Below are 14168 nucleotides of genomic sequence, written 5' to 3' on the forward strand. Positions count from 1 at the left end.
TTAATGTCGATCATAAAATTATGACCGACATTATACGCCAAGTTAGATGCGAGCGGCTAGTTCTGCACCTTGGCGAATTGCACGTTTAGCATCTAGTTCGGCGGCGACATAGGCCCCACCAATAATTTCGACACTTTGACCTTTAGCTTTAAGCTCGTCAGCTAAAGAGTTATTAGACAATTGACCTGCACAAACAACCACATTATCAACCTCTAATAATTGCTCTTCACCATTAACCGCAATTAATAGGCCTTTTTCAGAGTAAGATTTGTATTCAACAGAGTTAAGCATTTTAACACCTGCTCGTTTTAATTCAGTTCGGTGAACCCAACCTGAAGTTTTGCCTAATCCACCACCTACTTTACTTGATTTACGTTGCATCAAATAAACTTCGCGCTCGACTGGCTCATCGTGCATTTCTTTGATTGCACCACGTTCTTGGTATTCTTTGTCAACACCCCAATAGTCCAACCACGCATCCAGATCTAAAGTATGAGATTTTGGCTGCGTCAAAAATGCCGACACATCAAAACCGATGCCGCCTGCACCAATAACGGCGACACGCTTACCGACTTCTTTGCGATCCCTAAGCACATCTAAATAACTCATCACATTAGGGTGATCAAAACCAGGTAGGTTAAGTTCGCGCGGGTTAATACCTGTCGCGACAATTACTTGATCAAAACCTTGTTCGATTAAACTGTCCGCAGTTTGCTTTTGACCTAAGTGCAAATGCACTCCTGCATCTTTTACTCGATTATTAAAGTAACGGATAGTTTCGTGAAACTCTTCTTTACCAGGGATAGTCTTAGCAATATTAAACTGCCCACCAATTTCGTTGCTTTGGTCAAACAAATGAACTTCATGACCTCGCTCAGCGGCATAGCACGAAAACGCCATACCTGCAGGGCCCGCACCTACAACTGCGAGTTTTTTCTTATTGACGACAGTTTTAAACACAAGCTCAGTTTCGTAACCGGCTCTTGGGTTAACCAAACAGGACGCTTGTTGTTGTTTAAACACGTGATCCAAGCAAGCTTGATTACATGCAATACAAGTATTGATTTTATCGGCTTCGCCTTTGGCGGCCTTTTCAACAAACTTTTCATCGGCGAGAAGTGGACGAGCCATCGACACCATGTCAGCTTGTTGGTCTGCTAAAATTTGCTCGGCAATTTCAGGTGTATTAATACGGTTAGTAGTAATGACTGGAATGTTTACTTCTTTGCGTACACGCTCGCTGATCCAGGTAAAAGCTTTACGAGGAACCGATGTAACTATGGTCGGAATTCGCGCTTCGTGCCAACCAATGCCGGTATTAAGAAGCGTAACACCCGCCTCTTCTAATAACTTAGCAAGTGCGATAACTTCATCAAATGTCGAGCCATTATCCACTAAGTCCAACATAGATAAACGGAAGATAATAATGAAGTCTTCGCCGACAGTTTCTCTGATAGCTCTAACGATCTCTAATGCAATGCGAGTTCGATTTTCAAAACTACCGCCGTATTCATCTGTACGCTTGTTGGTTTTGGGTGCAATAAACTGGTTAATTAAATACCCTTCCGAGCCCATAACCTCAACGCCATCGTATCCTGCTTTTTTAGCAAGCTTTGCACAGTTTGCAAAATCTTTGATGGTCTTTCTGATGCCGCGAGCCGACAAAGCACGCGGTTTAAATGGAGAAATAGGCGCTTTAATTGCAGAAGCAGATACACTAAATGGATGATAAGCATAACGGCCGGTGTGTAAAATCTGCAAACAAATCTTACCGTCAGCTTCGTGCACTGCCTTGGTAATTTTTTTATGTTTGCCCACATGCCAAAAATGACTCAACTGCGCACCACGGGGCTCAACACGGCCAGCAAAATTTGGTGCAATACCACCAGTTACAATTAATCCAACTCCGCCTTCTGCACGTTCTTTATAAAATGCAGCAAGGCGTTCAAAACCGTTTTTTTGTTCTTCTAAACCAATGTGCATTGACCCCATAAGGACACGGTTCTTCAAGGTCGTAAAGCCGAGGTCAAGTGGTTGTAATAAGTGAGGATATGACATGTTGCAAACCCAAATATGCTGTTTAAACTGTCGGAAACTGTAACCGACTACTGGTCGGACTTCAATATTTTAATTTTGTTACACAGATTCACTGGTAATACGTTGTTTTATATTCAACAATAGCCACCAGTTATATATTTAGAATTAAGGCGGATGAATGTCTAGTGAGATCTCCCGAAATAAAAACTGGTTTTTCGATATATTAAAAGCGTGCTGGGGTGTACTAAACTTCACGCGTAAAGCAATTCTCAACCTCATTTTTATCGTGCTCGCTGTATTAATAATAGGTGCTCTTTCGTTCGAACAAAAAGAAAAACCTATTATCTTTGCCGACAATTCTGTTTTGGAACTCAAGCTAGTCGGTGAAATCGTCGAAGAAAAACGTTTTGTTGACCCATATTCAGAGATATTAAACGACGCTATTGGTAGTTCGAGTGACAACCCTGAAATTTTAATCACTGATATTCTAAACGCCATCGATGCTGCTGCAGAAGATGACAAAATCGTACTTTTGCACCTTAATCTGCACGGTTTGTTTAATAGCAGTATGACCCACTTACAAGAAATAGGTATCGCCCTTAAACGCTTCAAAGAAACCAGTGGCAAGCCAATCATTGCCTACGGTGATTACTACACGCAAGCTCAATACTATTTAGCGGCACACGCCGATGAAGTTGTAATGAACCCAATGGGCAGTGTTATATTGGAAGGTTTTGGTCGTTACCAAATGTATTATAAAGACGCGTTAGAGTCCCTTAAGATCACCTCTCATGTATTTCGCGTTGGTACTTTTAAATCCGCGGTAGAGCCATACTTGCGTAACGATATGTCTGATGCAGCAAAAGAAGCTAACGAGCAGTGGTTAGGCGTTTTGTGGGATCAGTATAAGTCTGATGTAAGTGCATTGCGAAACCTAAGTGAAGACAGCTTTGATGAGAGCCTAGACAGCTTGTTATCAAAGTTTAAGGCGGCAGGCGGAGACTTTTCGCAATACGCCCTTAACAGCAAACTGATTGATGCTGTCATGACGCACCAAGAATTCGATGCGTTTGTACAACAAAAAGTCGAACAAAAAGAACCTAACTATATCGCGCTCAGTGATTACTTAGATTATGTAGATCAAACTATTCAACCTATCGTCAAAGACAAAGTCGCCATCGTGGTCGCTAGCGGCACTATTTACGACGGTGTGCGCAAACCAGGCGAAATCGGTGGCCACTCAACTGCAGAGCTTCTAAAAATGGCACGGGAAGATGATGCGGTTAAAGCAGTGGTTTTACGAGTAAATAGTCCGGGTGGTAGCGCGTTTGCGTCAGAAATCATTCGCAATGAAGTTTTGGCATTAAAGCAAGCCGGCAAGCCTGTGATTGCCTCCATGAGTGGAGTAGCAGCGTCCGGGGGCTACTGGATTTCAGCTTCTGCAGACGAAATTTGGGCGTCTCCTACGACAATTACTGGCTCTATCGGTATCTTCGGTATGTTTATGACCTACGAAAAATCTCTACAACACCTAGGCTTGTCCACTGATGGTGTTGGTACCACAGAGTTAGCAGGTTATGGTCCAACCCAAGCTTTACCAGCAAAACTCGGTGACATTATTCAACTAAGTATTGAGCAGGGATATCGCGAATTTATTAATTTAGTATCAACAGAGCGCGGCATGACTCCAAAAGCGGTTGATCAAATCGCTCAAGGCCGAGTTTGGTCTGGACAAACGGCAAAGGAACTTGGCTTGGTTGATCATTTAGGTTATTACGATGACGCTATTTTAGCAGCCGCTCAACGTGCTGAATTGGAGGATTACGAAATCATTCAAATTACTAAGCCGATGAAAGGTTTCGATAAGATCATTCAAGAATTACTGGGATTAGCAAAAGTAAACTTGGGATACGAACCTACCCCATCAACCAATCAAAAGGTAATGAGTGCATTAAAGTCAGTCCTTAAAGACACGACGCGTTGGATTGAGTTTAATGATCCGCGCCATATGTATGTTTACTGTGTACAATGTGATATTGCTAATTAAGTTGTAAAGCGTAATGAAGAAAAGAATTTATATCGCCTACACTGGCGGTACGATTGGTATGAAAAAGTCAGATCATGGTTATATCCCAGTTGCGGGTTATATATCCGATGTAGTTAAAAGCCTACCAGAGCTTTTTAGGGATGAAATGCCAGAGTTTGTCATCAATGAGTACTGTCCGATTCTTGATTCTAGTAATATGACGCCATCGGATTGGCAAACAATCGCAGACGATATCGAATCGGTATATGACCAGTTTGACGGATTTGTCGTGTTACATGGCACAGATACGATGGCTTATACTGCATCGGCACTGTCTTTTATGTTCGACGACCTAGAAAAACCGGTAATTATTACTGGCAGCCAAATTCCGCTCTCCGAGATCCGCTCTGACGGCCAGGCGAACTTGTTAAACGCCCTTTACTTAGCCGCCCATTACCCAATACCTGAAGTGAGTTTGTTTTTTAACAATACGCTTTATCGCGGTAACCGAACGACCAAAGCAGACTCAACGGGCTTTAATGCATTTGAAAGCCCTAATTTCGACCCACTAGCCACCGCGGGAATACAAATCAAAGTTGACCAAGGCGAAGTAAACCGAAACCCGCAATCCAAAGCACTTAAAGTGAATCGGATTAAAGAGCAACCGGTTGGGGTGATAACGCTATATCCAGGGATCAGTCATAAGGTCATTGCAAACATTTTATCGCAACCCGTAAACGCGTTGATTGTGCAAAGTTATGGAGTTGGAAATGCGCCGCAAAACGAGCAGTTGATTGGTGAAATACTGTCAGCCCATCAAAGAGAAATATTGGTGGTCAATCGTACTCAGTGTTTTAGAGGCCAAGTTAATATGGATGGATACGCTACAGGTCACGTATTAAAAGACGCTGGTGCCCTTTCCGCTTCTGACATGACGTTAGAAGCATGCTTGACAAAACTGCATTACGTATTGAGCTTGGATATTAGCTACGAGGAGCGTCGTGCTCTGTTTAGTCAAAACCTCAAGGGAGAGTTAAGTTAGTCGATTTCTTTTTCTATTTCGGCAACTTTTCTCCGTTCCCTCTCCTTTCCAAAAGGCTGAAAAATAACGAACACTCTGTTTGCTTGTTTCGTTAATGGATTTTTACTTCTCTTATAAGCATTTGATAGATAATTATTAAATAGATGAAAACCAGCTTTACAAATTACGCTAAAATTAAATTTTGAATATTAAACACTAACATCATAACGGTAACCATCCCTAAGAACAGAGCAACCGCAGTTCTCTCTGGTATCGCATGAATTATCAAGGATGGCATTTGTTTTAGAACAGATATTGTTGGGATAAAAAATATAGAGTAATTTTCAAAGCTTTTATATTTATCCCACATTTTAGATAAATATAACTTGAACCCTGCGAAGTACATCAACACAAATGTAGAAGCACCAAGCACTTCAACTAGAGCCATCAGCTCAATGCTTACTATAAATTCTGGGCCAGCCAAAAGCATTACGATAATGACGGCTAACGAATGCCAAAGTCCTTTCGAGGCTACTTTTTTTAATTTATTAAACACAAAACTTTCCTTGTAAAGCTAATGCCCCGCTTGGTGCAAAAGTGAACTGCCTATAATTCGAGGCGAAACGAAGGGATTCTTGCTCGTTTGCTTCCCAACGTGGGCCAGTAAGTGACTGCAGGTATTTTTGATGCATTCAATCAGATGCCAGATAATATCCGGCATAAATGTTTGCAGAATCAAATTGTATTATCAGCCATTCGTAGTCGATACCCAAGTAATTGTCTCTTTGCGGTCCGGTTGGGTACGACAAACTAGGACCTTCAGAGTCAGGATCCATTTTTGTTGATGGGGTACCAAGCAAAACAATAATTTGATCTCTATTTTTACCCACAAGGTTGTTATCTATCAAGCTCCCTAGCATTTGTTGCCTGACAGAGCCTTTTTCTTTATTCCAGTTAATGGATTCTGGTTTTTTCCAGATATTGGATTGAAATTCTATGTCATAAGAACCAATAGGTAATTCCTGTCGAGAGCACCCAGTCAGAATAACAAGAAAGAAAAAAATAAGTGATTTCAAATTTATGCCTAACGCTCCTCATTGGAGCAATGTTTGGTTGGTGTTAAAATTGAAGCCTGCAAAGATAAACAAACTTTTTAAATTCATCCAATCGAACAGAGATTGAATAAGCTGTTCCAAGGAAAGAGTTAGGGCTTAAATTAACTTGCACCTCAATTTCTTGGTAGCTTTTAAAGTACACAAAGAAAGTGGCTTCAAAAAGCTCTTGTTTCTCTGGGTAACGTTTCCATTTTCCTATATTTGGGTTTGAGTCCATGACACCTCTGGTAACTTAACACTTAAATACGGGGCACAAACAGGCAGGCTATAATGGCGAAGCTGCCTGTTTGCGTCCCAGCCCGCCTGCGAGCGACTTGAGTGGTTTGCTATGCGTCACCTGCTATGCATTCCGCAACTTTCATTACTGGGGCGGTGCTGAAATCAAGCTGTAAAGTTGTAATTGCTGGAAGGCGCCCATCGTTTGATTTCGTTGGCTGCCATCTGAATTTTTTAAGTGATTTTGTCGCTGAATTAATAAAAGTAGAGTCAGGAATAGCCTTAATAACTTGGATGTTTTGTGCTTTCCCTTCACTGTCGATCACAAATGAAAAATCGACACAACCGCTTATGCCTCTCCTAGCTGCATCTGTAGGGTATATCGGGTAATCGTTTTTCGAAACGATCCACATTTTCTCAAGGGCATTTTTGTCGCCCACAAAATCAATTGGTTGTATTACGCTATCCTGAACGACAGAAGTCGAATTACATGCTGATAGTGCTAAAGCACTTGTCAAAAATAGAAACCTTGTCATTTATCCTCCATTATGTCCCGTGACGCATAACGCTCCGTTCAGGAGCAATCTTTGGTTGGTGTTAAAATAGGATCTTGCAACGATAGCACAAACCTGTAGTTAATTGTCGCTCTTGTAACGACTTGTTTGTTTCCTGTTTTTAGTCTTTAAAAATCAAGTTGAACTTTTAAATTATGTTGCTTAACTGGCACTCCGTTTTCAACTTTAGGTTTGTATTTCCACTTAGCTAATGCTTCAACTGCTTCATCGTCAAATCTTCCGGCAGGATAAGAGTCTATAATTTTAATGTTTTCAACATCACCAGACGCAGATACGTCAAAAGATAATTGAACCCAACCGTTTTGTATTTCACTTATTTGGTTCGAAGAGGTTATGGTAGCTTGCTTTGTTGAACTGTCCATATGGCTATCATTTGATTTACACGCTGAAACGAAGAACACAAATATAATTAAAAGAAGTCTCTTATTCATACAAATCCTTTTGGAGAACTAACGCCTCGCTTAACCGGCGAAAAATAGCAGGCTAAAATTAGCGACGAAGGAGCGCAAGCCTGCTGTTTTGCGTCCTTGGTTGAAGCGTTTGTTAGGTAACTTTTAAATTATTGCCAAAATTTATCCAGCTTTGTTCAATGTCGTTACCATACTGCTTTACTGTTTCAGAGTGTTGTTCCATAAATTCCTGAAGCACTTTATTTTGCTTTTGCATTTTTAATGCAACAGCATACCTTTCTGGATAAAAACCTAAACGCTCTACATTACTTCTTAAAAACTCAGTTACCACTTCAATGTTATTATTTCTTTCGTACCAAAGAAATGCGTGTGTTTGAATAAGGGCAATTAGTCTTTCTATCTCTGGTTTTATGTTTTCTGGCTCTTCAGGGTCAAACGTAAACAGTTTATATTTTTCACCTAAAACTGTTTGAAAGCTTTCCATAATGGTAACACCTTCACCTACTTTATATTTCAATCCAGAATACTTACGCGCAGTTTCTTCAATATCCCTAAAGTGAAGCCCGATATTTAGCATATAATAAATGGCTTCCTGCCCTCTGCTATCACATGGCATACCGTGCCATGAATAAACATTAGGCGAAAGCTCAAAATAGCAACATGAACGCCTTGGTCTTTTGTAGTTTATTGCAACAAAAGCAGAATCAATTTGGTCTTGAATTTGATTTATGAATTTGCGATCCATGCTAGTTACCTAACGCCCTAATAATGGGCAAAAAATTGTTTGCTAAAATGTTGAGGAACGAAACAGCAAACTGTTTTTTGTCCTTATTAATTAGCTTGTTATATGCCATTACAACTTAAAGTACCGAAAACTGATGCAGGAATTACCTCACACTTTTCACCTGTACTCGTAACCTGAATAGCATCACCGCATTGCGTTTCTTTTTTAATTAACGCAGACGCTTTATATTTTTTAGAACCACAAATTTTGACAGCCTTACGATGCCAATATGGAACTAATTGTTCAGGATCGCTGGCTGGTGCAATTACAGATAAACCATAATTTGTATTACTACCTGCTACTTCAGTTACCTGATATTCAATATCTATGTTTGCAAAGCTACTCCAACTCGAAATTAAAACTAGTGGAAATAGCACAATAGTTAGCGATTTCATCATTGGCATATAACATCATATTACGTAGGCTTCTCAGTAACGCTCGCCTACTTTGTAACTCTTAACCTAACAGAAAAAGCCCAACTTTCAATCTGTTATTGTCTTAAAACTGCTTAACCCTAAGCCTTACTAAAGTATTACTAAGAGTTAGCAGTAACAATACCTATTTTTAATAGTGCAGGTGATTTAAATGGTTTGTTCAAACAGTGGCTTTACACGCTCGACGTAGCCCATATCATCTGATGTCCAAGGCTCTACCGCTAACCATTTGGTTAGGAGCATGTCTTTATTAAACTCTATGCCCTGCTCTAACTTTTGGCTTAGCACATACAAGTTCACCGATCCTCGTTGCTCTTTGAGCTCTATAGGAGAGTCTACTTGGCAGATGGCCTCGAGTAACAAGGTTAATCCAGCCCTCGATTCAGTGAGTTCGGCGCTAATATCATTACTATCGCTCGTAATAGTGTCAGAGGTGTTTGTGGACTTTTTAGAGGCCTCTATTAATGCATTGCGCCAACCGCCGCTTAAGACATCCAAGTTTGGTTGTTTGTTATTGATTAAGTCCAAGACAAGTTCGAATAATTCTTCCGTTTTTTGTTTTGATTCTAATTGTCGAATAGTTTCGAAACCTAGCCTAATTTGCTGTTCTAGGTGGTTTTTCCGTGCCTTTGCTTCTTTTAAATCTTTAGGTAACAGGACTTCTTCGCTAAGCTCCGCAGCGTTGACTTTATCTTCAAAGTCTTTGAGTTCAACAAATGTTGTAGCCTCGCTAATTTGCTTTTGGAGCTGTTCAAAAAACGACATTAATGTTGTGCGGGCGTCTGATGATAACTTTTGACGCTCGCTAAAACGCGCACTGCGTTGCTCAAAAAACCTATCGTTCTCTCGCCTAAATGATTGCCATAACTTGCTGTCATGTTTTCCGGCGTAACCAATTGCTTTCCATTGCTTTTGTAGTGACTTAAGTTGTTGAGCGGCAGTATTTAACTGATCGCCTTGTTTTTCACTTTGAGATACCGCCGCGTCATTAACGATAGCTTTCGTTCGCTCTAATAAGGCCTGCTTTGCTTCTTTGTTAGCTAGATGCTCTGCCGATATCAAGGCTTTGATATCCTTACATACGGTATAATACTCGTCCTGTTGTCGGCTTTGTTTTTCTCTATCGACAGGGCCGATTACAGACCAGTCAGACTGAAGCTTTGAAAATACCTGCTCTAATTGTTTCCAGTCGGCAACATTGTTGCGCTTCATTTGTTCAAAACATTCATTTAATTGAACAATGATATTTTGTTTTTGTTGGTAATTTTGATGTCGTTGACTTTCACGCGCTTGATAAACCAAGCGACACGGTTCAAACGCTTTCTCTAACAACTCATCAAAAAGGACTTGTTGCTCTTGATGGCTGGTTTCTTCTAATCGAAGACTGTTCCAGTTTTTACGTAAGGTTTTAATTCTGTGTGCTTGCTCATCTAGATTGGCCAGTGGCTGCTGTGCCAGCTCCTGCGCCGCCTGAATAAGCTCGGCAATTTTGGGCTCATTAATTGTCGCTCGTAAATCCAGTAATTTAGTGATCTCATCTTGGGTATTTGCCCAATTTGCCTGGAGCTTAGCTTTTGCCTCTGTATCCAACGAGTTATACGTAGCTTCTAATTTGGTAAATTGACGTATTGCGTCATTAAATCGCCCCAAATTTATTTGTTTGTGAACGTCTTTTAATCGTCTTGCAATCGTTTGACTGGTTTCTGATTGCTGCTTTTTATATTTTTTGGCCAGTGCTTGTAGTTGTTCAAAATCATCAGGCAGGAGCTCATTTAATGCCACTTTGCCAAATCGGTTATTTAAAAGTGTTCGCTTGCCATTACTCAATAAGTCTATTGCGGTGTTCCAACTATCCGAGTACAACTCAACAGTTTTGAGCGTTTCTATGCATTCTCTTATTTCTAATAAGGTTGTGGAATGATCAACGAACTCTACCCAATTTAACTTTAAGGTATTCGCTTTAATTTTAAGTTCGCTACTCGAGTGCTCAATACCTTCGGCCACTTTAATGGCGTTAAACACCTCAGTTAACGCGCTTTCACTATATTCTTTTGCAAGACTAAATTGGTTAAATGTATCCGAAATGTCTTGGTCTAATGTCTGGGCAATAATGTTAGTGCGATTGATCAGTTCTGCTTCAACCGAGCTGATAAGGCTAGCTATCCGCTCTTGTTCTTTTTGTATTTGTTGCGCCTGGGCTTTTTGGTCGAGAATTTGTTGATGCTGCTTTTGTAGAAATTCTAATTGGCGCTCTGCGGTCGTTAATAATGTTTGGTATTTTTCGGTAACGCTATCGAGTTGTGGCTGACTCAACACCTTAATGTCCGTTTGGAGCCCTTGCCATTCGGTTATTATTGAATTTAAGTTTTTGCTAAACAATTCAAAATCAGATTGTTCTTTTAATGCTTTTAACCTTGCTAAAAGCAACCGGGTTTGTTGCTCTATTTTTGCTGGTTTTTCTGCTGCTTCTTGTATTTGTTTAAGTCGCTTTGAAGCACTTTGAGCTAATACTGGACTCTTGTGTTTGGTGAGTTTTTTAAGTGCTTTCGAGTCATTAAGGTGGTCAATGAGTGCGGTAACCGATGCGTCGCTCAAGTCTCTATTTTGTAATACTTTGGTCGTTGAGCTGTCTTTATCGATGCGCTGCAACATACTAATGACAAGACTCTCGTTACCCTGCCCGTCTAAAATAAAATCGAGCCACTTGTCTAATAGGCTTGGCGGTGCACTTTGAGTCACAAATGCTTGTTTATCTGAGTCAGAAATATCCGTTGATTCAAAAATAAAATAAGCGAGTTTGGTCTCTGATTTTTTTCGTATGGTTGGTTCCGGATCTTGTTTGTAGCTTTGCCAAAACAAGCTGAATTCTTGAAGTTTTTCTAAAGCTGGCCAACGTACCGACGCTGAACCGTCATTGTACGCTAACTCATGTAAGATTTTTTTATGTTGGGGATGTGACGGGTCCAATTCTGAAATTGCTTGAACCCGGTCACTGATTTTTTCACTTTGCCATTTTTTATTATTGTTATTAGTAAATAGCGTTTTAAATATCATCTTGGTCGAACCTTGCAATATCCGTTGCAGCCAAAAACTCTTTTTTCAATTCTCGCTTAGACTTCATAACCATTTGACCGTCTGCCCCGATGGTGAAGTGTTCTGTCGACTTTTCTACTTTAGCTTGATAAGCCATAACGAGCTGCAATGAGTCTTCGCGTTGTTTATCCGTTAACTTTTGGCCATTTTGCCATTTACCCGTCTCGACAGCATATTTTAGGTTTTCATAAACCTCAGGCGTAATTGCCTGCAACATTTGTTCTAGGTTCACTGTTTACTCCAGCATCAACTTCTTTTCTTAGACCAGATAATAATAAAACGATTAACGATATACCAGATGAAACCGATCACGACCGACGCCTGAGCCGCTATGTATTGTGGGCTTTCTTTATCTTCGATGGTGTAAACCGAAAAACAGCCAGCCAAAAAGATCAACATGGCAATAAATTGGTACGTTTGTAAATTTTGGTTGTGTTTAAGAGAGCTGATACGGCTCATTGACGCGAGTTTCTCTTCAGTCAAATTGGTCATATCCAATTCGCAGTGCGGACACACCTTTTGTTTGTCAGAAATTGATTTTTTGCATTGGGGACATTTGATAATTGCCATGAAATACCTCTTCGGTGTACCTACAGATCACGCACATAAAAGCAATCTGTCTTAAAACGAATAAGAGCACGGTAGTGACCTATCGTGCTCTTATAAAGTTTATCGATTTTACTCAATAATTAATATGGTTAACCTTCTTTTTTATTGTCCTTTTCGAAGTTTACCCAATATTCATCGACGGTTTCTTTCATCTCTTTGCGCAGTAACATAATACCTAACAAGTTAGGTAAGGTCATCACGACAATCGCAACAGCCGCTAACGTCCAAATCAAAGAAGTATCAGCAAACGATGCCCAGAAGAAACCAGCAACGTAAATCACTCGGTACGGCATTACAGAACGAGCGCCTAATAGATAGGTCATCGCACGGTCACCGTAGTAAGACCAAGCAATCGCGGTAGAGAATGCAAATAATAATAAACCAATGGTTACTATGTATTTACCAGACTCACCAAAATAACCACGTGTAAACGCTTCGGTCGTCAAAGATGCTGAGTGGATCAATGAGTCACCTTTAACAACGATCTCTTTGTTTTTCAGCTGACCATCAATAACATTTAACTTACCGTTGTAGACGTGCTCACCTGGTAATAAGAAAACAACGTTTTCTGCAAATGAACGAGAGTTAAGGATAGTGAAACCTTCACTTACCGCTAAACCGTCTTTAACTTGGATTTCACCTTGGTAAAGTTTAACTTCATTTGTCTGCGCGTTTAGGTAACGGGCAATTTCATCAAAGTCTTCTTGTTTATTTTGGTCGTATTCACCCGCCAAGATGATCATGTCTGAACGTTGGAATTCGTTTTCGTGTTTTTCATGCCAAGCACCAGACGATAAGATCACCATACCTGTTAGCGTACAGATAATGATGGTATCGATGAACGGTTCAAGAATCGAAACCATACCCTCAGAAACTGGCTCTTTCGCTCTCGCTGCTGCGTGAGCAATCGGTGCAGAACCCTGACCTGCTTCGTTTGAGAACAGACCGCGGTTAACGCCTTTAGTAAATGCATATGCAAATGCCGCACCTACGAAACCACCTGTTGCTGCAGAGCCAGTAAAGGCGTCTTGGAATACAGAAACAAACGAAGGAACTAGGTTTTCAATGTTGTAGAAAATAACCGCCAACGCACCGATGATATACAATGCAGCCATTAGAGGAACAACACGAGACGTAATATAAGCAATACGTTTGATACCACCTAAAATAACCATAGCAAGCAGAATAGCTAACACACCACCTGTTACCATGTGCTCGATGCCAAACGAATCATTCATTGACTGAGCGATGTTATTGATTTGTGGCAAACTACCAGTACCAAATGAGCTGATTACGGTTGCAACCGCAAACAGAACCGCTAACCATTTCATGTTTAGGCGACGGTCCATATAATACATTGGGCCACCTGACATGGTACCGTCTTCGGCTTTAACACGGTATTTGTGAGATAACGTTACCTCAACAAACTTTGTTGTCATACCAAAAAACGCCGTCATCCACATCCAGAATAACGCTGCAGGACCACCGATTGATAAGGCAAGTGCTACACCACCAATGTTACCAGTACCGACTGTACCTGATAGCGCAGTTGATAACGCTTGGAAGTGGTTTGTGTCACCTTCAGCGTCTGGTTTGTCGTACTTCCCTGTTACTACACGCCACGCGTGCTTAAAGTAACGAATTTGTGGAAACTTCAAATAGATTGTGAAAAATATACCCACGCCCAATAGTACATAAGGGAACCATGGAGAGCTCCCTAATAAACTATCAAGAAACAAGAGCAAATCATTAAACGAGTTCACTGGATATTCCTTTTTAAAAGTTATTGTTATTTATTTGTTGTAATTATTTATTGTTGTTTTACAAAACTGTTAAGTAAAAAAGGGC

Annotated in this window: 14 protein-coding genes; 2 read left to right on the forward strand and 12 right to left on the reverse strand. The window is 40.5% G+C overall.

From position 1 onward, the window contains the following. Positions 1-42: 42 nt before the first annotated feature. Complete coding sequence (locus tag J1N51_RS02375) at positions 43-2058, reverse strand: NADPH-dependent 2,4-dienoyl-CoA reductase (protein ID WP_208832407.1); 2016 nt, start codon at positions 2056-2058, stop codon at positions 43-45. A 157-nt stretch (positions 2059-2215) separates the two neighbouring features. Between J1N51_RS02375 and sppA the strand changes: the two genes are divergently transcribed. Further along, positions 2216-4084, forward strand: a complete 1869-nt coding sequence (gene sppA / locus J1N51_RS02380; protein WP_208832408.1) for a signal peptide peptidase SppA — start codon at positions 2216-2218, stop codon at positions 4082-4084. A 13-nt stretch (positions 4085-4097) separates the two neighbouring features. After that, entirely contained in the window at positions 4098-5105 is a 1008-nt protein-coding gene (ansA, locus tag J1N51_RS02385; RefSeq protein ID WP_208832409.1) for an asparaginase, read from the forward strand. A 163-nt stretch (positions 5106-5268) separates the two neighbouring features. On the opposite strand, the gene J1N51_RS02390 is transcribed toward ansA, so the two are convergent. The 11 genes from J1N51_RS02390 to J1N51_RS02440 all read right to left on the reverse strand — a co-directional run bounded on the left by J1N51_RS02390 (position 5269) and on the right by J1N51_RS02440 (position 14083). Further along, on the reverse strand, positions 5269-5640 hold the full coding sequence (locus tag J1N51_RS02390; protein WP_208832410.1) for a hypothetical protein: 372 nt from the start codon (positions 5638-5640) through the stop codon (positions 5269-5271). 136 nt (positions 5641-5776) lie between these two features. Then, positions 5777-6160, reverse strand: coding sequence for a hypothetical protein (locus J1N51_RS02395; protein WP_208832411.1), 384 nt, complete (start codon positions 6158-6160; stop codon positions 5777-5779). A gap of 43 nt (positions 6161-6203) precedes the next feature. Then, the gene (locus J1N51_RS02400; RefSeq protein ID WP_208832412.1) at positions 6204-6416 is read right to left on the reverse strand and encodes a hypothetical protein; all 213 of its coding nucleotides are present in this window, start codon (positions 6414-6416) and stop codon (positions 6204-6206) included. A gap of 109 nt (positions 6417-6525) precedes the next feature. Beyond that, entirely contained in the window at positions 6526-6951 is a 426-nt protein-coding gene (locus tag J1N51_RS02405) for an energy transducer TonB (RefSeq protein ID WP_208832413.1), read from the reverse strand. A 146-nt stretch (positions 6952-7097) separates the two neighbouring features. Further along, positions 7098-7352: an energy transducer TonB gene (locus J1N51_RS02410; RefSeq protein ID WP_208832414.1), complete on the reverse strand. Its 255-nt coding sequence runs from the start codon at positions 7350-7352 to the stop codon at positions 7098-7100. A gap of 181 nt (positions 7353-7533) precedes the next feature. After that, positions 7534-8145 (reverse strand): hypothetical protein, encoded by a 612-nt coding sequence (locus tag J1N51_RS02415; RefSeq protein WP_208832415.1) that lies wholly within the window; start codon positions 8143-8145, stop codon positions 7534-7536. Positions 8146-8243: 98 nt separating this feature from the next. After that, positions 8244-8588, reverse strand: coding sequence for a hypothetical protein (locus J1N51_RS02420; protein WP_208832416.1), 345 nt, complete (start codon positions 8586-8588; stop codon positions 8244-8246). Positions 8589-8765: 177 nt separating this feature from the next. Continuing rightward, positions 8766-11672, reverse strand: coding sequence for a DUF349 domain-containing protein (locus tag J1N51_RS02425; protein WP_208832417.1), 2907 nt, complete (start codon positions 11670-11672; stop codon positions 8766-8768). Next, positions 11662-11943: a YeaC family protein gene (locus J1N51_RS02430; protein ID WP_208832418.1), complete on the reverse strand. Its 282-nt coding sequence runs from the start codon at positions 11941-11943 to the stop codon at positions 11662-11664. Before J1N51_RS02430 ends, J1N51_RS02425 begins: the two co-directional genes overlap by 11 nt. 14 nt (positions 11944-11957) lie before the next feature. Then, complete coding sequence (locus J1N51_RS02435; RefSeq protein WP_208832419.1) at positions 11958-12281, reverse strand: zinc ribbon domain-containing protein; 324 nt, start codon at positions 12279-12281, stop codon at positions 11958-11960. A gap of 128 nt (positions 12282-12409) precedes the next feature. After that, positions 12410-14083 carry an alanine/glycine:cation symporter family protein gene (locus J1N51_RS02440; protein ID WP_208832420.1) on the reverse strand — a complete coding sequence of 558 codons (1674 nt, stop codon included), beginning with the start codon at positions 14081-14083 and terminating at the stop codon, positions 12410-12412. Positions 14084-14168 lie beyond the last annotated feature (85 nt).

The sequence above is a fragment of the Psychrosphaera ytuae genome (assembly GCF_017638545.1).
In the GTDB taxonomy this organism is placed as follows: Bacteria; Pseudomonadota; Gammaproteobacteria; order Enterobacterales; family Alteromonadaceae; genus Psychrosphaera; species Psychrosphaera ytuae.

Excerpts from the sequence above, each read along its gene's own strand:
- J1N51_RS02400 (WP_208832412.1), bottom strand. The coding sequence starts at position 6,416 with ATGGACTCAAACCCAAATATAGGAAAATGGAAACGTTACCCAGAGAAA.
- J1N51_RS02420 (WP_208832416.1), bottom strand. The coding sequence starts at position 8,588 with ATGCCAATGATGAAATCGCTAACTATTGTGCTATTTCCACTAGTTTTA.
- sppA (WP_208832408.1), top strand. The coding sequence starts at position 2,216 with ATGTCTAGTGAGATCTCCCGAAATAAAAACTGGTTTTTCGATATATTA.
- J1N51_RS02375 (WP_208832407.1), bottom strand. The coding sequence starts at position 2,058 with ATGTCATATCCTCACTTATTACAACCACTTGACCTCGGCTTTACGACC.
- J1N51_RS02410 (WP_208832414.1), bottom strand. The coding sequence starts at position 7,352 with ATGGACAGTTCAACAAAGCAAGCTACCATAACCTCTTCGAACCAAATA.
- ansA (WP_208832409.1), top strand. The coding sequence starts at position 4,098 with ATGAAGAAAAGAATTTATATCGCCTACACTGGCGGTACGATTGGTATG.
- J1N51_RS02405 (WP_208832413.1), bottom strand. The coding sequence starts at position 6,951 with ATGACAAGGTTTCTATTTTTGACAAGTGCTTTAGCACTATCAGCATGT.
- J1N51_RS02425 (WP_208832417.1), bottom strand. The coding sequence starts at position 11,672 with ATGATATTTAAAACGCTATTTACTAATAACAATAATAAAAAATGGCAA.
- J1N51_RS02435 (WP_208832419.1), bottom strand. The coding sequence starts at position 12,281 with ATGGCAATTATCAAATGTCCCCAATGCAAAAAATCAATTTCTGACAAA.
- J1N51_RS02415 (WP_208832415.1), bottom strand. The coding sequence starts at position 8,145 with ATGGATCGCAAATTCATAAATCAAATTCAAGACCAAATTGATTCTGCT.